14 protein-coding genes, 2 pseudogenes and 1 riboswitch are annotated in these 20,753 nt (G+C 28.1%); all 16 genes and pseudogenes read right to left on the reverse strand.

The window, feature by feature from the left end; translation table 4 throughout:
• Positions 1–99: 99 nt before the first annotated feature.
• A pseudogene (locus tag EHU54_RS00980) lies at positions 100–561 on the reverse strand (thiamine pyrophosphate-dependent enzyme); the annotation flags it as partial.
• A gap of 37 nt (positions 562–598) precedes the next feature.
• Positions 599–997, reverse strand: coding sequence for a lipoate protein ligase C-terminal domain-containing protein (locus EHU54_RS00985; protein ID WP_400248449.1), 399 nt, complete (start codon positions 995–997; stop codon positions 599–601).
• A 43-nt stretch (positions 998–1,040) separates the two neighbouring features.
• Entirely contained in the window at positions 1,041–1,589 is a 549-nt protein-coding gene (locus EHU54_RS00990; RefSeq protein WP_400248450.1) for a biotin/lipoate A/B protein ligase family protein, read from the reverse strand.
• 5 nt (positions 1,590–1,594) lie between these two features.
• On the reverse strand, positions 1,595–2,953 hold the full coding sequence (locus EHU54_RS00995; protein WP_400248452.1) for an FAD-dependent oxidoreductase: 1,359 nt from the start codon (positions 2,951–2,953) through the stop codon (positions 1,595–1,597).
• A 239-nt stretch (positions 2,954–3,192) separates the two neighbouring features.
• Positions 3,193–4,134, reverse strand: coding sequence for a 3'-5' exoribonuclease YhaM family protein (locus EHU54_RS01000; RefSeq protein WP_400248453.1), 942 nt, complete (start codon positions 4,132–4,134; stop codon positions 3,193–3,195).
• Positions 4,135–4,178: 44 nt separating this feature from the next.
• Complete coding sequence (locus EHU54_RS01005; protein WP_400248454.1) at positions 4,179–5,933, reverse strand: 2-oxo acid dehydrogenase subunit E2; 1,755 nt, start codon at positions 5,931–5,933, stop codon at positions 4,179–4,181.
• A gap of 41 nt (positions 5,934–5,974) precedes the next feature.
• Positions 5,975–7,651 carry a phospho-sugar mutase gene (locus tag EHU54_RS01010; RefSeq protein ID WP_400248455.1) on the reverse strand — a complete coding sequence of 559 codons (1,677 nt, stop codon included), beginning with the start codon at positions 7,649–7,651 and terminating at the stop codon, positions 5,975–5,977.
• Between the two features lie 523 nt (positions 7,652–8,174).
• Positions 8,175–8,834, reverse strand: coding sequence for a phosphate signaling complex protein PhoU (gene phoU / locus EHU54_RS01015; protein ID WP_053390556.1), 660 nt, complete (start codon positions 8,832–8,834; stop codon positions 8,175–8,177).
• 20 nt (positions 8,835–8,854) lie between these two features.
• Entirely contained in the window at positions 8,855–9,664 is an 810-nt protein-coding gene (gene pstB, locus EHU54_RS01020; RefSeq protein ID WP_400248456.1) for a phosphate ABC transporter ATP-binding protein PstB, read from the reverse strand.
• Positions 9,642–11,753: a phosphate ABC transporter permease PstA gene (gene pstA, locus EHU54_RS01025; protein WP_400248457.1), complete on the reverse strand. Its 2,112-nt coding sequence runs from the start codon at positions 11,751–11,753 to the stop codon at positions 9,642–9,644. Before pstA ends, pstB begins: the two co-directional genes overlap by 23 nt.
• Positions 11,754–11,755: 2 nt before the next feature.
• Positions 11,756–13,081, reverse strand: a complete 1,326-nt coding sequence (gene ptsS, locus EHU54_RS01030) for a phosphate ABC transporter substrate-binding protein (RefSeq protein ID WP_400248458.1) — start codon at positions 13,079–13,081, stop codon at positions 11,756–11,758.
• A gap of 89 nt (positions 13,082–13,170) precedes the next feature.
• Positions 13,171–16,137: a chromosome segregation protein SMC gene (locus EHU54_RS01035; protein WP_400248459.1), complete on the reverse strand. Its 2,967-nt coding sequence runs from the start codon at positions 16,135–16,137 to the stop codon at positions 13,171–13,173.
• A gap of 168 nt (positions 16,138–16,305) precedes the next feature.
• A pseudogene (locus EHU54_RS01040) lies at positions 16,306–17,571 on the reverse strand (uracil-xanthine permease family protein).
• 18 nt (positions 17,572–17,589) lie between these two features.
• Positions 17,590–17,748 (reverse strand): hypothetical protein, encoded by a 159-nt coding sequence (locus EHU54_RS01045; protein ID WP_400248460.1) that lies wholly within the window; start codon positions 17,746–17,748, stop codon positions 17,590–17,592.
• Between the two features lie 250 nt (positions 17,749–17,998).
• Entirely contained in the window at positions 17,999–19,537 is a 1,539-nt protein-coding gene (gene guaA / locus EHU54_RS01050) for a glutamine-hydrolyzing GMP synthase (RefSeq protein WP_400248461.1), read from the reverse strand.
• Positions 19,538–20,062, reverse strand: coding sequence for a hypoxanthine phosphoribosyltransferase (hpt, locus tag EHU54_RS01055; RefSeq protein ID WP_114564572.1), 525 nt, complete (start codon positions 20,060–20,062; stop codon positions 19,538–19,540).
• A 106-nt stretch (positions 20,063–20,168) separates the two neighbouring features.
• Positions 20,169–20,266, reverse strand: a riboswitch (purine riboswitch).
• Positions 20,267–20,753 lie beyond the last annotated feature (487 nt).

Consider the following 20,753-nt stretch of genomic DNA (forward strand, 5'->3'; position numbering starts at 1 on the left):
TAAAATCAAATTTATCAAATTTCATAATTTTAGATTCCTATAATTTCTATTTTAAATATATTTTATAGGAATTTTAAAATAACTAGGTTATGCAAGAAGTCTATTATATTTTTCAGAAAATGCTAACCCAGTTGCATGCGAATATTGTGTTGCAATTGGAATATTAATTGGTAAAGTATTAATTCCTTCTGGCATATAACTTCCCATTTCATTTCCACATCAATATAACATAATATTGCGCATTGGAACACCCGTTGCTAATCAAGCAGCATTATTTCGATATGCTGAGGAAAATCAGTCTTTTCCTTTAATAATTTGCATTCCATATGCTACTTCAGTTGCTTCTTGCCCAGTTGATGAAAGAAATGATAGCATTCTTCCTTGTCTTTGAATTTTATTTTGAAAATCATCTTGGCGACGTGATAAGCACATTAATTTATACGCTGTTAAAACCTCATCGTCACTAATTTTTGGCATCAAATCTGGTTTAACAATCTTTCCCGTTACATCCATAATTTGAAGCATTTCATTTTTTAACGAATCAAATTTGTTAAAATACATCTTTTTGATTCCTGCCTTTCCTGTTTTTTAAATATTTTTAGGTAAAAATAACATCTAAAATTTCTTGTAGTTCAAATTTATCCCCAAAAATGTCTTTAATATTAATTTCTAATAATTTTGTTTTAATTTTATTCAGATTATATTCACAACCTGTTAAAAGAGTTTCAAGTGGCTCTGTTCCACCAGAACCTAAAAAATCACCAAAAAATTTAATGTTCGTAATTTTTCTTTCATTAACATTTAAACGCACATCAACGGTACCTTTTCCTTCATATCGAATTTTATTCTGATAACTAAATTCAGGTGAATTACCAAAGTTTCATTCCCATGTTCGATATTTTTCATCAGCTAGTTTATTAACTGCCGCAATAATATCTGGTGGTAAATCTAACACTGGTGTTCCTTGTGCTAAAAACTCATTAGTAATAAATAGCATAAATTCATCAATTGTAATATCATTTGTTAATAATGGTCGAATATTAGTTAGTTACTCGTGCCGGAATTGATTTAATTCCTTTTGAAATAATTTTATCTTGACTAACATTTAAGTATTTTTGCATTTTACTTAAATCAACATCAAATAAAAATGTTCCATGGTGTAGCAACCGATTTTTATACTTTATTTTTGCATTACCAGAGATTTTTTTGCCATCAATTTCAATATCATTTTTACCAGCAAACTTAGCATTTAAACCAAGTTTTTGTAAAACATTAATAATAGGTTGTAAAATACTTTCATAATTTTGCGCAATTTTATCATCTTTATTAACAATAATGGAAAAACACAAATTACCATCATCTTGATAAACAGCCCCACCACCTGTTATTCGACGAGCAACATTCACCTTATCAGTTTCAACCGCTTGTAAATTAATTTCTTCAATCGTATTTTGATTTCGACCAATAACAATTGTATTAAAATTTTTTCACAAAAAGAAAATGTTGTCTTTAATATCACTTTTTAAAAGATACTCATCTAAAGCCAAATTAAAATAAACATCTGTAGAAGAATTTTTAAAACAAATCATTTTTCTTATTTTTTAAAGTAATTTAATCCTAATACTTCTAAGCCTGGTAAAGTAATAAAGTTATATGGCTTATTAAAATGTGGCAAGAAGAAAATATCAATTAATGGTAGTTCATCAATTGTAACTCCCTTCATAATTGCTAATGAAAACATATACATAACTTCTGTATGATTAGCCTCTGAAGCTACTTGTGCACCAATAATTTTTCTTATTTTTTTGTCTCAAAAAATTTTAATTAAAACTTCTTGATATGTATCCATAAATTCTGGACGATCATTATCCGTAAATGTAATTTGATCGTAATCAAATCCTAAATCTTTTGTCACTGTTTCTGTCATTCCTGTTGAAGCTAGCGCTCAACCAAAAACATTAATTGCATTTGAACCTTGGAATCCTGGTGATGCTAAACCTGCTGGTTTTAAAACATTAACAGCTGCAATAACTCCTGTTCGAACAGCATTTGTTGCTAAAGCAATATATGCTGGCTGTTTCTTAGCATTATCATAAACTTCAACACAATCACCAATTGCAAAAATATTTGGGTCTGATGTTTGCATATATTGATCAGCTTTAATGGCTGCATTTTTGTCTAAATCAATAACACCATTTAAAATTTCTGTTGCAGGTTTAAAACCAACTGACCAAATTACTAAATCAGCATCATATGAACCTTTATCTGTTACTACTTTTGTTACTTTATTATTGTTACCCTCAAATTTAATAACTTTTTCGCCACCACGTAAATTAACACCCGCTTTACGCATTGCTCCTTCAACTTTATCAGTAAAAAGTTTATCGTAATAACGTGGCATAATGCGATATGAAATATCAACTAAAGTAACATTTTTTCCTTTTTGATGAAAAGCATCAACTAATTCAACGCCAATGTATCCTGCCCCACATACAACAACATTTTGAATATTTTTGTCATTATTTGCTTTTTTTACTAATTCCCCATGTTGAAATCATTTAACAATATGAACACCTTCCTGCTTAATTCCTTCAATTGGTGGGATAATTGGTCAAGAACCAATCGCTAAAATCAATTTATCATAATTATCATCAAATTCATTTCCTGATTTTAGATCTTTTACACAAATTTTTTGATTTTTATTATCAATTGATAATACTTCATGCTCCATGTTTACTTTAATACCTTCATTTTTTAATACTTCTGGTGAAGCATAAAATAAACCGTTTGGATCTTTTACCTCTCCTGAAACTCATAGTGCAATTCCGCATCCTAAAAATGAGATATTGTTGTTTTTATCATAAGTAACAATTTCTGTTTTCGGATCTAATCGTCTTAAGATTCTAACAGCAGTTGTACCTGCATGGTTAGTTCCAACTATAATAATTTTCATGTTATATTCTCTTTTTCTATTCTTAGTAGTATTAATAGTTCTTTCGATATAACTAACTAAATGTGCCAATAGTTATTTTGTTATGGCATTTATTCCTGAAAATTAAATCATACCGTAATGTTATTATATATATACCTGTCACAAAAAATAAAAAAGAAAAGTCAAATGAAAAACAGAAAAAATTGCAAAAAATATAAAATTTTAAAAAAATTTTAAACTTTTTACAATTAAATTAACCATTATTTTTCAAAATGTTTTAAAAATCAACGGCCTTCAACAGATAGCAGGCGTTGTGTTTGCTCATTAAGCAATGTTTTTTCTAGCTCTTTATCAATACGGTAAATTCGTGCATCTAAATTATCTAAAAATGATAAGATTTCTGCTTCTAATAAGTGTGGTTCAACAGGTGAACCATATTCCAATCGACCATGGCTAGCTAAAATCATATGTTCTAATAAAACAATTTTTTCTGAATTTAAATTATTACTTTGGGCAAGATGATTTAATTCATTTGCCATAATTGAAATATGACCAAGTAATTTTCCTTCAAATGAAAAATCATTCGTAGCACCACTTGTAATTTCAATAACTTTTCCTAAATCATGTAAAATAACACCACAATATAATAGTTCCGCATCAATTAAACGATCATGATAAACATTGACAACATTTTTTGCCATTTGCAGCATAGTTAAACTATGCCAAATTAAACCTGATTTAATTTCATGATGATTACGAATAGCAGCTGGTCAAATTTTAAATTGCTCACCATATTTTGCTAAAATTAAAGCCATAATTTCACGATATTCAGTTGTTTTCATTTTTTTTACTGTTGTAATAATTTCATCATACATTGCATCTGCTGGAAGCGGCGCAACTTCAATAAAATCATCTAGATTAATACTGGCATTATCAACAATATTATAACTATTAATTTTTGCTTGTAAAACTTTTCGATACTCGATAATATTAATATTTACTTTGTAACAATTACCTTTAATTCAACTTTCAATATCAGCAGGACGAGCATCTCATAACCTTGCTTCAATTGTTCCAGTACGATCTTTCAAGGTTATTGATAAATAAGTGCTGCCATTAGATGCTGTCCCTTGGGTCACCTTATCAGCAATTACGATTAATTCTACATTATTAACTTCTTTTGTTAAATCTTTAATATTCATTTTTCCCCTCCTAGAAATAAAAAAGTGAGTAATGACTTTTTATCTTATAATAAAAGTCCTGGATTTGATAATAAATATGCAACATAATGGATAAATTTACTTGCTTCAGTAATATTAATTACAGCTTCATTATACCCCAATGTAATTACCATAATATCACGAATTGCAATATCATTTTTTTCAACCACAACAGGTTTTTTAAAAATAATACCTATTGCAATTCCGGAAACATTATCATCTGGAATTGTAAATGTTCCCCGTGTTATTCCATATTCACCATAATTTATAATTGAGAATGAGGCATCTTGACAGTCCTTTTCTTTTAATTCATTATTAATACTTTTACTTATTAATTTTGTTAGCTTTGAAGCAATTTCTTTAATTGAAACATTTTTTAAATTATATAAAACAGGCATTTTTACTGCAGTATCAATATCTACACTAAAAGCAATATTATAAAATCATTTTAATAAAATTTCATTTTTCTGACTAATAAAAGATGCATTTAAAACAGGAAATTTTTTTAATCCATCATAGACTGCTTTAACATAAAAAGGCAATAATGTTAATTCAATATCATTTTGTGAATATGCTTCACGCATAATTGACAATAAATTAACTAACTCACTAACATCAACTTCAACATCAATAAAACCATGGACAATATTTTTTTTACTTTCCATAATTTCTTTTGCACGAATAATTGCTTCTTGATTTAATTTTACCTTGTCAACTTGCAAAGTTTGTGGATTTTCTTTTATTTTATGTTCTGAAGAATCGGAATGTTCCCTTGACGTTGCATCTTCTGACTTATGCTTTTTAAGATGAGAGTAAACAGACGAATGAACCGTTGAATGTGACTTTGAATGTTGACTATGATGCTCCTTCGGCTTATTTTCCACTAATTTATCTTGTTCTAAATTTATAATAGGTTCCATTTTTGAATCATCAACATTATTTATACTTTGAGCAAAATTACTTTTTAATTCTTCTTTTGTATAATTTTCTTGTTTGTATTCTTCTCTATCAAAGGGTTGATGATGTAAGGGGTCTAGTTTTTTATCATCAACTTGTTTTCTCGCAGCCATTTCTGCTATAAATGCTAAATCACATTCTAAATTTTCAAGTTCTTCAATAACTTCTTCTTCAATTGTTATTGTTGCTAAATCATCTTTAACAATTGCCAAATCTTCTTTTAAATCACCCAAATCTTTTTGCAATGTTTCAATATTTTCTTCACTAGGAATATTCTCAAGAATATTTTCAACTTTATCTTTAAACGGAAATGTCTTTGAATCATTATTCTGGCTAAAAAATGGGGTTGAATCTTGTGCTATATTTTCTTCTGGTAAATCAATTTCAATTGAATCTTCAAAATCATCTTGTGGATTTTCACCAGCTACTTCACGTGCTAGTAATGTTTCAATTAATTCTTCGCGAAAAATTTCTGTTTCTGATTTTTTAACATCAATTGGTGGCCGATTTTGTACATTATATTTTCCAGAACCATTAAAAGAAATAGTATTATAGGGTTGCTCAAAATTATTGTCATGTTCATTAAGGGTTGCCTCAAATGGTAATAAATCTAATAAAACATCACCACTATTAATAACTTTATTTTCATAAACAATAAGATTTAACACTTCACCAGTAATTGGTGCTTTAATTTCATAAACTTTATTTTGTGTAATAATGTTAGCAAGTTTATCCCCCTTTTGGACAACTTGTTTATTTGTAACAAAAATTTTATCAACAATTCCTTTGCGATTATCATCCGCTTCAAAAATAATTTTTGCCATACCCAAACCCCCTATTTTCTAACTATATATTAGCATAACTTTTATTCTTTTAAATAATTAGTTTCTAATTCTTGATACATTGCTTCCATTTTTCTTTTTGCTTCTTCATTTGTTTTATCAACACAAACAAAATAGAATTTTATTTTTGGTTCTGTTCCACTTGCACGAACTGCAAATCAACTACCATCTGCAAAATAAAACTTTAGTAAGTCTTGGCCTGGCATTTCATATAAACCATGCAAATAATCTTCTTTTTTAATACATTTAATTTTATCTAAACTAGTAATTGTTTCTTGTCGTAATTTTTTTAACATATTATTAATAATTTTTTTGCCGTCAATTCCATCACGAACTAAATTAACTGTTTTACAATAAAAATAACCAAATTTATTATATTGTTCAACTAAAACATCATATAATGTTTTTCCTTGATTATGATAATACCAACAAGCTTCTGCTAAGACTAATGATGATTGAATTCCATCTTTATCACGAGTTATGTCTTTTAAAACATAACCATATGCTTCTTCAAATCCAAATAAAAATTCTAACCCTTTATCTGCTGCTTTGCTCATTTGATCCCCAATTCATTTAAAACCAGTTAATGTTTTAATAACTTGAACACCATAACTTTCAGCTACTTTATCTGATAAATTTCCAGTAACAAAAGTATTATACATAACCCCATTTTTAGGTAATGTTTTTTTAGGTTGATAATGGGAAAATAAATACTCAATTAATACCGGAGCTGTTTCATTTCCAGTCATTAAATAATACTCATGATCTTTAATTTTAACACCAATTCCTAAACGATCAGCATCAGGGTCATTTAAAATAATAACGTCAGCATTAATTTTTTTCGCATATTTTAATGCTAAATCATAACATTCTGTTAATTCTGGATTCGGATTAAGGGCAAAAGTAAAATTAGGATCATTATCAAATTGCTCTTCTACAATCGTAACATCATAGCCACATTCTTTTAAAATTCGTGGAGTTCATTCTTTACTTGTTCCATGCAAATTAGAAAAAACAATCTTAATATTACGTTTTTGATTTGGATAAAACTGCATTGCTTTAACATCGCTGACATAATTATCCTCGACTTCTTTTGCAACATATGTAATTAAAGTTGAATCTGGATTTAAAGTTAAAGTAAAAACTTCTTTTTTAATTTTTAAGTAATTTTCACCAATGACATCAGTTGCGACTGGCAAAAACTGTGAACCATTATGATCATAAATTTTATAACCATTATATTCACGCGAATTATGACTTGCTGTAATAATAACACCCGCTACCGCTTTTATTTTCCGAATGGTATAAGAAACCATTGGCGTTGGGCGAAGGTCATTATTAGTAAATAAAATTGATTTAATATTATTACTAGCAAAAATATTTGCTACTTCTTGTGCAAATTCAGCTGAAAAATGACGGTTATCATGCCCAATTACAATTCCTTTTGATTTTAAATCTGTCGCAGAATAAATTGTTTTTAAATATTGCATAAAAGCTAATGTTGCTCTTCGAATTGTATATAAATTCATTTTTCCGGTTCCTGGACCTAATAATCCTCGCAATCCAGCAGTTCCAAATTCTAAATCATCTGAAAAAGCAGCAATTAAATCTGCTTCAGACATTTGTTGAAATTCAGCGGCTAATGTTGGATCTAAATTTTTAGCATCTTTCCATAATTTTAAATTATCTAAATATGACATCTTAATTCTCCTCTTTTTTTAACAAGCAACAAAGTTTTTGGTTTTAACCATAATACATTCTTGTTTGCTACAACCAATAATTTTCACCTTATATAGTAAATTTTTCTATTTTGATTTTATCTATTTTATTGTCTTCATATTATTTAATAAGATATTTTCTCGATAGAATTTTATACATACTTAAATTAGTACTTATTACTATTGAAACAATAATTAAATACCAACTATAATTCAATATTATTTTCTTTTTTTGATTAAAACAATCTTTACAAAGATTGTTAATTTGTTCATTTCCTATTAACAATTTCATTAAGTGTAATTCTTCATTTTCAACATTTCATTGTATTTATTACAAATTTTCATATCTTTTTGTCACCTTCTTTATTTTTTATATCCATTATAAATTATACTTTTATTTTTAACTATTTAGCAATAAATTTAATTATATTAAATATAAAACTACAAGTAATAAAAATTCATTGATAATTTTGCATTAAAAATGATCTTCATCATGAAGACCATATTAAATTGGTAATTCAAAATCATAAATTTTTCCTTCAATAATATAAATTAATGTTTCAGCAATATTAATGATATGTGTTCCAGCCCGTTCAATTGAACGTAATTGTTGCATTGTTAAAGTAATAACTTTAATTTCTTCTTTTGATTTTGCTTCACGAATTTTTTCAATTAAAGCATCATTTTCAACTTTATAAATCTTGTCTAATTCAGTATCATATTTTAAAATATTATATGCTGACTCAATTCGTTCTTCCTCAAAAATATTTGACACTTCTGTTAACATTTCAATGACTTTTGCAACTAATTTTTTTAAAAAATTAATTAACTTTGTTGAAGGTTTATATTTGATATAATAACGACAAATACTTTTTGCATAATCTGCAATACGTTCAACTTCCTTAACAATCAAAATGAAACCAACTATTCGTCGTAAATCTTTTGCAACCATTTGTTGTTTTGCAATTTTTCATAGTGAAACTTCAATGAAAGCCTCTTGCATTTTATTAATTGTTTCATCAGCGGAAATAACACTTTGAGCAAGCTCAACATCATTTGTTTCTAAACATTTAACCATATCATCATATTGATTTTTTGTCATTGCAATCATATCAATAATCATTTGTTTTGTTTGTGCTAAATCATTTTCAATTTTTATGCTCATATTTTGTCCCCCTCCTTTCGTTATTCAAAACGTCCAGTAATATAATCTTCTGTTTTTTTATTAGCCGGACGAGAGAAAATAATCTTAGTTTTATTATATTCAATTAATTTCCCTTTTGCAAAAAAAGCAGTATAATCAGCAACTCGTGCGGCTTGTTGCATATGGTGGGTTACTAAAACAATTGTAAAATCTTTTTTTAGTTGGGTAATTAATTCCTCAATTTTTGATGTTGAAATTGGATCTAATGCACTGGTTGGTTCATCCATTAACAAAATTTTAGGTTTCATCGCAATTGCCCGGGCAATACATAAACGTTGTTGTTGTCCCCCCGATAATGCAAAAGCAGAATCTCGTAAATTATCTTTTACTTCATCTCATAATGCTGCTCGTTTTAAACTTTCAAGAACAATACTATTAACTAATTTTCGATCACGAACTCCTTGATTCCGTGGTCCATAAGCAACATTATCATAAATTGACATTGGAAATGGTGAAGGTTTTTGAAATACCATCCCAATGTCTGTTCGTAATTTAACAATATCTGTTTCAGGACTATAAATATTCTTCCCATTAATTAAAATTTCACCTTTAAAAATTGACTTTGGCTCAACATCATTCATTCGATTAAATAAACGCAATAATGTTGATTTTCCTGATCCTGAGGAACCAATAAAAGCAGTAACAGTATGTTCTTTAATTTTCATTGAAATATTAAAAAGAGCCTGCTTGTTTCCTTTGTAAAAAAAGTCAACATTTTTTACTTTAATTAAATCTGGATTATTATCTGATGAATCAAATGTTGGATTCTTAATAATTACTTTTGGATCCATTATTTTTCCCCTTCTTCTTAGTCTTATTTTCTTCATGGCGTTGTTTTTTCTTTGGTACAAATTTTTTTCAAAAATTATTAAAACTTTGTTTTTGATGAAGATAATTTTCTTTTGAAAAGAAAAATTTCAAGTTATTAATTCAATTTTTTCACTTCGCTCTAAATCCAATATTAACATAATTTGGTGCAAATTTCTTCCCTAAAATATGGGCCAAACTATTTGATAACCAAATTAAAACCATAATCGCAAAAGCTAATTCAAACATAATTCGCATTGCTCCTGCTGTTGCTCCTTCTTTTGAGAGCATTAGAATTTGTGTTGTCATACTTGCCCCTGGTGACATAAATCCAGCAATTGGTAACCGTACCGCGGTTCCTAATGTTAAATAAACTGGCGCTGATTCACCAATAACACGTCCAATTGCTAAAATAATGGCAGTAATAATACCTGGCATCGCATTTGGTAAAACAACTTTCAGCGTTGTTGATGTTTTGTTAGCTCCTAATGCTAATGAGGAATGTCGCAATGAGTTTTCAACACCTGATAAAGCATCCTCAATACTACGAATCATAATTGGCAAAATAACAATTGTTAAGGTTAAACCAGAGCTTAAAATGGATAATGGTAAACGACAAACACCAATAAAGAAAGCTAATCCAAAAGTTCCATAAATAATACTTGGTGTTGATGATAAAACATCAATTGCAAAACGCACCACTTTTGCAAAAATGCTATTTGGACGGGCATATTCATTTAAATAAATGGCAACCATTAATGATAATGGTATCGCAAAAATTATTGAACAAATAACTAATAACAGAGTAACTAAAAATGTTGAAAGAATTCCTGCTCCGCCATCAAAGGTTGATGTTGAAATTAGATCACTTCATACCATTCCAAATAATCCTTTTCAAATAATTGTAGCTAAAATAACTAATGTAAATGATACAATAATTACAGTTGAAAAGATTAAAAAGAACATTCCGATTCCATCTTTAAACTTTTTCAAACTCCTTGTTTTTTCAATATGTTCATAAAATAACTTATTAATTTTATTAGCATTATATGATTTACTTAATCGTAAACCTTTTGTTGTTTTACGAGCATGATAGTTTCGTTTTCGATTATGAAATGCTTGTGATGAAATAATAAAAATATTAATAATACAGACGATAATAAATAATACTAGTCCAATTGCATATAATGCTGATTCATGCATTGGCCCTGAATTTTCCAACATTTCTAATCCAATTGTTGATGCTAAAGTTGCTATTGATGAAAAAATAAAATTAATAAAACCATTTCCAAGTTTTAAACCATCTGGTGCGTTTCCAGCAATCATCATCACAGCCATTGTTTCTCCAATAATCCGTGCAACTCCCATCATAATAGCAGTAATAATTTTAAATCAAGCTGAACGTAAAACAATACGATAAGTTGTATGGGTTTTACTTAATCCTAATGCTAATGAACCAAAGCGATATGAATCAGGAACATTTTCTAAAGCATTGATTGATAATGAAATCATAATTGGTAAACCCATAAAAGCTAAAGTAATTGATGTTACTAATAAGTTTGAGGTTGAAGGAGCGCCCATTAACATGAAAAGCGGTCCTAAAATTGCTAAAGCAAATAATCCAAAAACAACAGATGGAATTCCAGCTAGCAATTGGATAATACCAATCACTTTACGTTTAATCCTTGAACTTAAATATTCTGAAATATATAATGATGAAAAAATAGTTAACGGAATTGCAAATAGTAAAGCAATTAATAAGACAAAAAATGTTGCAATAATAATTCGTCAAATACCAAATTGACTATTATTAGCATTTCAAGTATTACCTGATAAAAAGCCTCAAAAACCACCAGGATAATGCTGGAAGAAATAAATTGATTTATAAATGATAAAACCAACTAGAGTTAATAAAATTAAAATTGTTAAAATCGCAAAACAATAAATAATAATTTTTGAAGTAAAATCAATAATTTGTTTTCGTCCGCGAAAATTATTTGTAAAACGAATTTTTCATAATGTTATTTTTTGGGAAAACGATTGTTTTTCTTTCGTGACTTCTTTCTTGGTCATAGTTAATTCTCCATTCCGTTATATTCATATTCAGAATATGCTTGATATTTTTCGGGAAACTTTTTCACAATAATATCTCAAATACTTTGATAATCTGATTTAAAATTTCAAGCTACTTTTTCACTATCAGTTGTTCTTCCACTTTTTGCAAAAGTTGTATTATTATTATTATACTTTCGGAAGAAAAAGTCATCAATTGATAGTGGTTCTTCGCCTTCTTCCATATATCAATATGCAGCATCATGTGGACTTAACTTAAAATTTGGGTCATAATAAGGATTATATTTCCCATTTCGTAGTTTTGGTTTTGTTTTTGAATATGGTAATGGATCTAACATTCATGCAATAAAAGGTAAGGCATTATTGAATTGTTTTCCTTGATAATTAATAATTCCAGTAAAGGGTCTTGTTAAAGAATAATCTGGATTAAATTCATAATTATTATCAATAACTTTATATGGTAATTCTGGTTCTGTACTTCCTTTACTAATAACACTAGCAATTGCTTTTGCCCCTAAATCTTCATTGCTAATAATTCTTTTAATATATGAAAAAGAAATATAACCAATTGACCCAGGAGTAGTTGAAATTGCTTGATACATTGAACCATTTGATGAAGCTACTTGATTTGTTTCATATTTTTTGCTTTTAATTACTGCTGATTCAAAAAAATCTCTTGTCCCACTTCCAGACTCACGTGTTAAAGTATAAAATTTATTGCTACCACTACTACAAACTAATTGCGAACCAAAAGCTTGTTGTCAAGTAAAATTTGAATCAGTATAAATCTTACGAATTAATTCAGTTCCTTCTCCACCAAAAAAACTTTGAAATTGTAACGAATCTTGGTGTGGTTTAATTTGACAACCATTTGGTAAATGATATACCAAGATAATATAATCACGGGCAAAAACAAAACGACCAGTATGATAATCTGCTCATAATTGTTGAGCATTAGAGCGGTTATCCCCTGGTTTAGGCGTTGAACTAACATCTTTTGATAAAAAACCAAAAGCATAACTACCATTTTTTGCACCAACTAAGGCAGCAGCACTTCCTAATGAATTATATAAAATATCTTCTTTGTTATCACGTTTATATTGTTCCGTAATATTTGCCATTACTTGGGCAACTGATGTACTCCCTCCAGCAACAATTACATTACTCGCCGATGCAATTGTTCAAATAATAATTGATATTACTAATGCCAAACCAGAACCAACTAAAGTAAACATTTTATGATGGCTAATCTCTCCTACTACACTCTTAAGAAAATGTTTTTTTTCTTTCTTTTCCTTAACAGCCTTAGTAGATTCGTTTGGCTTCATTCGTTAAGTTTCCTCCCCTTTATATGGTTTTATTTCTTTAAAACTTATTTATACTAATTGTATCAAAAAAATAAAAAATCATAAATAATTTATGCTTTTTTATTTTCAAGTTTATTCTCAAATTCTTTAATCATTTCAGCAACTTGTTGTAATTTAATTCCAACAATTTTTGTAACTCCTTTTTGTTGCATTGTTGCCCCATATAATACATCACAATGTTCCATTGTTCCAGCGCGATGGGTAACAACAATAAATTGAGTGGTATCAACAAAACTACGAATATACTTAGCAAATCGCTCAACATTTGCTGGGTCTAATGGTGCTTCTGCTTCATCTAAAATTACTAATGGAATTGGTCGGACTTTTAAAATCGCAAAAAGAACTGATAAAGCAACCAATGATTTTTCTCCTCCAGATAATAAATTTAAATTAGTAATATTTTTCCCTGGTGGTGATACTTTAATATCAACTCCTGTTTCTAATAAATTTTCTGGTTCAGTATAAATAATTCTTGCTGAACCACCCCCAAATAATACTTCAAAAGTTGATGGTAAATTCTCATTTACTTCTTTAATTGTTTTATCAAACTGTTCTTTCATAATACTATCCATTTCATCAATTGACTTTAACAAGTTTTTAACCGAATCATTTGCATCGTTATATTCATTATTCATAAATTGAAAACGATCATTTTCCTCTTTATATTCTTCAATTGCTTCTAAATTAACATTGCCAATTTGAGATAAGTCACTTCGTAACTGTTTAATTTCATCACGAATTAAATCTTCATTATCAATTACCTTTAATTCCAATGTCTTAGCATGGTCATATGTCATTTGATATTCTTCTGTTAGTCTTGTTAGATTTTGCTGAATTTTAACATTAATAATCGATAAATCAGTATTAATTTTGCTAATTTGTTCTTGCAAAGCTGAAATATAATATCGTTTTTCTCCAATTTGATTATTAAGCTCATTGATTACTAATGACTGCTTATCTTTTAAACTACGGGCAACATTTAATTGTTGTTCAATTTTTGTTTTTAAAAGTTCTTTTTGTTTAATTTGATCCGTAATATTAAGCACTGCTTCATTTTCAACTATTTTTGTTTCATTAATATTTTTTGATGTTAGTAACTGATATTCATTTTGCAACTTTGTTTGGTCATACATAATAATTTCAATTTGTCGTTTCCCTGCCCCAATTGAAGCTTGATTTTCAGCAATAATTTCATTAATTTCATCTAATTGTCGTCGAAGCATATTTAATTGTTTTAAAATATAATGATATTCTTCAGTTTGCATTGCTAATTTTTCATTAAGAATTCTTAATTCTTTTTCTGGATTAACAATGGTCATCCGTGTTCGTCGTGAACCCCCTGTAACAGCTCCTTGCGGGCGAACAATTTCGCCATCTAATGTAACAATATTATAACGATATTTTGTTAACTTTCCAATTTCTTGTGCACTATCAAAGTCAGTACAAATCAAATAACGACTTAGTAAATAATCAACTGCAATTCGAAATTCTTTTTTTACTTTAACTAAATTATTTCCTAAGCCTAAATATCCTCGCACTGATTTAATTACAAATTCTTCATCACTGTTAAGATAGCGTGGCGATATTACATCTAACGGAATAAATGTTGCTCGTCCAGCACGGTTTTGTTTTAAATATGAAATTGCTCGTTTTGCGCTATCAACATTTTTAACTAAAATATCTTGTAAACTCCCACTTAAAGCAGTCACAATTGCTTGCTCATATTTTTCATCAACATTAATAATATCTTGAACTAATCCCATAATTCCAGGCAAAACATTTTTATTATTAATAATATTTTTAACACCTTCATGTAAATTATCCTGATTTTCAAAATTATGTTGTGCACGTTCTAATTCACTTTCTAAACGAATAATTGTTTTATTAATTGCTCCTAATTGCTCATTTAGCCCAGCTTGCTTTGTATTAAAAGTTTCACGTTGAGCACGATATTCTTGTTGCTGTGTTTCTAATGTTGCCAATTTTTCACGTTCATTTTGTAAGTTAACGGTTAATTCATTATAATCATTAACCATATTAGTAATAGTAATATCATTATTAGACATTTTTAAAGCTGCTTCTTTATTATCTAATTCAATTTTATGTACTTTTAAATCACTAATTTCTGAAACTAAACTTTGAAATTCTTTAGTTAAAACATTAATTTTACTATCCAAATTAAAGTTTTCTTTGTTTAATTCATTATATTCAATTTCTTTATTTTTTAATTCTCGATCAGCATCTTGTTTTGTACTAATAATTTTTTTCTGCTGTGAGCGTAATTCTAATAATTTGTCATTAAAAAAAGTAATATCTTTTACTAAAACAGCTAATTCAATTTGATTTAATTTATCTTTTAATGTTGTATATTTGATTGCTTTTTCACTTTGCCGTTTCAAACTTGGTAATTTACGTTCGATTTCATTTAAAATATCTTTTAAACGTGCTAAATTCTCATTTGAACGGTCCAATTTTTTTAAAACTTCTAATTTACGGCGTTTATATTTTGCAACCCCAGCAGCTTCTTCAAATAAAGCACGTCGTTCTAATGGCTTTGCTTCTGCAAAAGCATTAATATTTCCTTGTGAAATAATTGCTAATGATGACTTTGTTAAACCACTATCCATTGCAAAATCCTGAATGTCTTTTAAACGAACTCGTTGTTTATTAATAAAATATTCATTTTCACCAGTTCCTCGAAAAACACGACGAATAATTTCGATTTCATCATAGTCCATTGCAAAAATCCGGTTTGTATTATCAAAAATTAGTTTAACTTCTGCCATATTTAATGCTGGTTTTGTTTCTGACCCATTAAAAATAACATCTTCACTATTATTCCCACGAAGTGATTTAATTGATTGTTCACCTAAGCATCAACGAATTGCATCATTAATATTTGATTTTCCGCTCCCATTTGGTCCTACAATTCCTATCATTTCATGATCAAAATTGACTGTTAATGGATCAGCAAATGATTTAAAACCAAATGCCTCTAATTTTTTTAAAAATAACACTACTCATCACTTCCTTAAATCTCAAAATTAACAACCAATTTATTCTTTAATAATTATTCTATAAAAGTTTATTATTTGCAACTAAAATTAATAAAAACATCAAAATAAAGTTTCCTAATGAAAAATGAGAGTAAAATTTATTCTTATTTTATTCTCATTTATAAGTATTTACTTTTTCTTATTTTTTTTCTCTTTTTTTACTTTTTTTTGTTCTTTTTGTGTTTTAATAAATAACTTTAATTTTTCTCATCATTGAAAACCATTATTTTGATGATCTGGTAACAATAAATTTAAGAAAATTCCAGCAAATGCTGCTAGTGCAACACCTGTAAATTGTAAATTACCAGTCCCTAAATTAAAATTAAAAACCGCCCCTCCTAAGCCTAACACTAACATAATTGTTGTTACAAAAACATTTTTCATATTTGTATAATCAATTTGATTATTAATTAACACTCGAATTCCGTTTGTAGCAATCAAACCAAACATAATCATACTAATCCCACCCATTACTGGTGCTGGCAACATTTGTACTAATTAATTCACTGGAGCAATAAATGATAATCCAATTGCAAACAAGGCAGCCAATCCTGTTACTCATACCGAAGCAATTCGTGTCATCCCAACTACTGAAGCATTTTCACCATATGTTGTATTTGCTGGTCCACCAACTAAACCATCAAAAATAATTGAAACTCCATCAGCAACTAATGTCCGATGCATTCCAGGGTCTTTAACAAAATTTTTTCCTATCATTTGGCCCATACTAATATGATCACCAATATGTTCAGCAATCGCAATAACTGCCAAGGGACTAATTGCTAAAATAGCTGGCCCAATATTACTTGCTTTTAAATCTCAAATTTTTTTAAACGATGGATATCATTGTCATTGACTTGGGTCAGTAATTTTTGATGTATTTAAAATTTGATATTCTGTTCCAATTGCGAAATGAAGAATTACACATAATAAATATCCTGCGACAACACCAATAATGACTGGAACTACCTTAGCAAATCCTTTACATTTCAAAGCGATAATTGCTGTTACTAAAAAGGTAAAAATAGCAATTCCAATCCCAATCCAATGTGAATAAGGTTGCTTTCAAGCAGTTGGATTAAAACCAGCATTATTAATTGCACTTGGGGCAACAGACATTCCAATAATAATTAATGGTCCAACAATTACTGCTGGTAAAATTCGTTCTAAAAATTTATTACCAATAAAATATACTAATACTCCAAAAGTGATATAAATAACACCAACCATCATTACGGCAATAAAAACCGCATTGCCATATAAAGGGTAACACACCCCCATTGCTACCATATATGTAAACGAACTTCCCAAATACATTGGTACTTTTGCAGCGGTAATTGCAATATAAATTAATGTTCCAACCCCTGAACAAAACACGACCATTGCAATGTTCATAACTTCAACTCCAGCTGTTTAATTAATAATTAATGGTACTAAGACCGTTGAACCAAACATAGCAAAAACATGCTGTAATGCTAAAATTGACCATTGCAAAAAGCTTTTTGGGCGATCATGCGGACCTAATAATAATTTAATATTATTTTCAATTAAAGTAGTTTGTTCTTTTTCCATTATTTTTTCTCCTTCTTTTTTAAAATTGCATAAAAAACTAGTTTGTAAATTATTACTAACTAGTAAATTGCATTATTAACATTAATTATTGTTTTATTTTGTAGAATATTAAAGATATCAAAAAGAATCTTCTTTTTTTGTAAAAAACTTCAAATTCTTTCATCAAACCAATTTGCACTTTGTACCTCAACATTCCTGTAAATAATGATAACATTTTTTAATATTAATGTAAAAAATTACTAATATTTTTTTATTCCCACTCAATTGTTCCTGGTGGTTTTGATGTAATATCATAAGTAATTCGATTAATTCCATGAACTTCACTTACAATTCGAGCTGATACTTTTTCCAATAATTCAAATGGCAGCCGACTTCAATTTGCTGTCATAAAATCATTTGTATCAACACTGCGCACAACAGCAGTATATCCATATGTTCGTACATCGCCCATTACACCAACTGACTGAACAGGTAATAAAACAATAAATGCTTGTGCAACTTGATCATATAAATTTGCCTGATATAATTCATCAATAAAAATTTGATCAGCTGCTTGTAATAAAGCTACTTTTTCTGCGGTAATTTCACCAATAATTCGGACTGCTAAACCTGGTCCTGGAAACGGATGCTTATACACAAATTTAGAATCAATTCCCAATGCTTCACCAGTTCGGCGAACTTCATCTTTAAATAATTCACGTAATGGTTCAATTAATTGAAATGGTAAATCCTTTGGTAATCCCCCAACATTATGATGCGATTTAATTGTGGCAGATGGTCCCTTCACTGAGACAGATTCAATCACATCTGGATAAATTGTTCCTTGTCCTAATCATTTAACATTTTGAATTTTTATTGCTTTTTCATTAAAAATTTCAATAAATAAATTCCCAATAATTTTTCGCTTTTCTTCTGGATTAGTAACTCCCTTTAAAGCAGTTAAAAATCTTTCTTGCGCATTAATTTTAATAATATTTAATTTAAATTTTTCTTGAAATTTTTGTAAATCATTTCATACACTATCTTGGCGTAATAATCCGGTGTCAACAAAAATACATGTTAATTGTTTTCCAATTGCTTTATGTAATAAAACTGCACAAACACTAGAATCAACACCACCTGATAATGCTAAAACAACATTATCAGTTCCAACTTTATTCTTAATCTCAGTTGTTGCTGCTGAAATAAACTCTGTAATTTTTCATTTTGGCTCACAACCACAAATGTTAAAAACAAAATTGCTTAATAATTGTTGGCCAATTAAAGTGTGGGTTACTTCTGGATGAAATTGTAAACCATAAATTTTCTTTTCTGAATGTTTAATTGCACTAATTGAATTTTCACTATGAGCAATTTGAATAAAATTTGTTGGCATGCCTTCAATATGATCAACATGACTCATTCACACTTGTGATTTAACAGGGATGTTCGCAAATAAATCTTCTTGATTATCAATAATTAATTCTGAAAAACCAAATTCTTGTTTTGTTGCTCGTTGTACTGTCCCTTCATGTAAATGACTTATTAATTGCATTCCATAACAAATTCCTAAAACAGGAACTTTTAATTCAAACAATTGTTTATCAATTAAAAATGCATCTTCTGCATAAACAGAAGCAGGCCCACCTGATAAAATAATTCCTTTCATTGGTGTTGTTTTAATTTTTTCTAATGCTGTATTATATGGTCATACTTCACAATATACTTCTAAGTCACGGATCCGACGGGCAATTAATTGAGTGTATTGTGACCCAAAATCTAAAATAATAATTTTATTTGTTGTTTTCATTTATTCACCTCTCCATATGTATACATTTGGTAATTGTCGAAATTGGTCATTATAATCAAAACCATAACCAACAATAAACTCATTTGGAACAATAAATAGTGCATCATAGGGATAATTAAAATTTGGATGCATAGCAATTTTATCTGCTAAGCAAACTACTTGTAAACTATTTGGTTTTTTTGCTTGAATTTGTTCAATGACAGCCGATAAAGTTTTACCAGTATCAATCAAATCTTCAATTAATAAAACATCTTGTCCAGTAATATCTTTTGAAATATCCTTATGAATAGTAAGTTTATTTGTTGACTGAGTTCCAATGTAACTTGAAATACTCATTGTATCAATCACAATTTGAATTTTAAGTTGTTTTAACAAATCACTCATAAAAAATAATGCTCCATTTAGTAAACCAATACAATATAATGTTTTGCCTTCGTATAATTTATTTAATTTTTCCGCATAATCCTTAATTTTATTTTGAATTTTATCCTCTGGTAGATATAATTCTAATTTGTCTATTTGCACAATTGTTATTCTCCTTTACAAAATAAAAAAATAAAAACATAAACTATCATTGCTAATGTGCGAAATAGGTTATGCAAATTATTTTTGTTAAATTTACGAAAATAAAACAAAAAAAATTATGCCCTATAGTATCTTAATGACGGTAAGATGTAGAAACATTAGTCCATAATACTAACATATATCAGCATTTTATCTTTTTATCACACGTTAACTATAACTTATTCTTAAAATTAATGCAAGATAATTTATAAAACTTTAATTAGGTAATTTAATTAAATAATTATAAATTTTAATCAGCATCTCATAGAATTATTTTTATGTGAAAAGAGTTTAAAATAATTTGCATAAATAAAAAATGTATATGGTATATACATTATACACTTTTGTTAAAAATGAATTCTCATTTGTATTTTTTTATTCGTTAACATGATTACATAAATTAATCTATGTTCCTTTACAAAATTATAATTTCCCACAAATGTCATCAACATTTTCTACTAATTGCTCTCCGTCTTTAATAAAATCATTGTTTTTATTAGCAACAATTAATTAACAAATTTCAATTTAATAGACTTCTTGCATAACCTATTAAAATAATTATAAATATTTTTAAAAAGATACTAATAGCAAATTATAATTTTAATTAATTATGTCTTTTATTTAAAAATTTAATATTTTCCTACAACGAAAA

Source organism: Spiroplasma sp. ald (assembly GCF_044714355.1).
Classification (GTDB): domain Bacteria; phylum Bacillota_I; class Bacilli_A; order Mycoplasmatales; family Mycoplasmataceae; genus Spiroplasma; species Spiroplasma phoeniceum.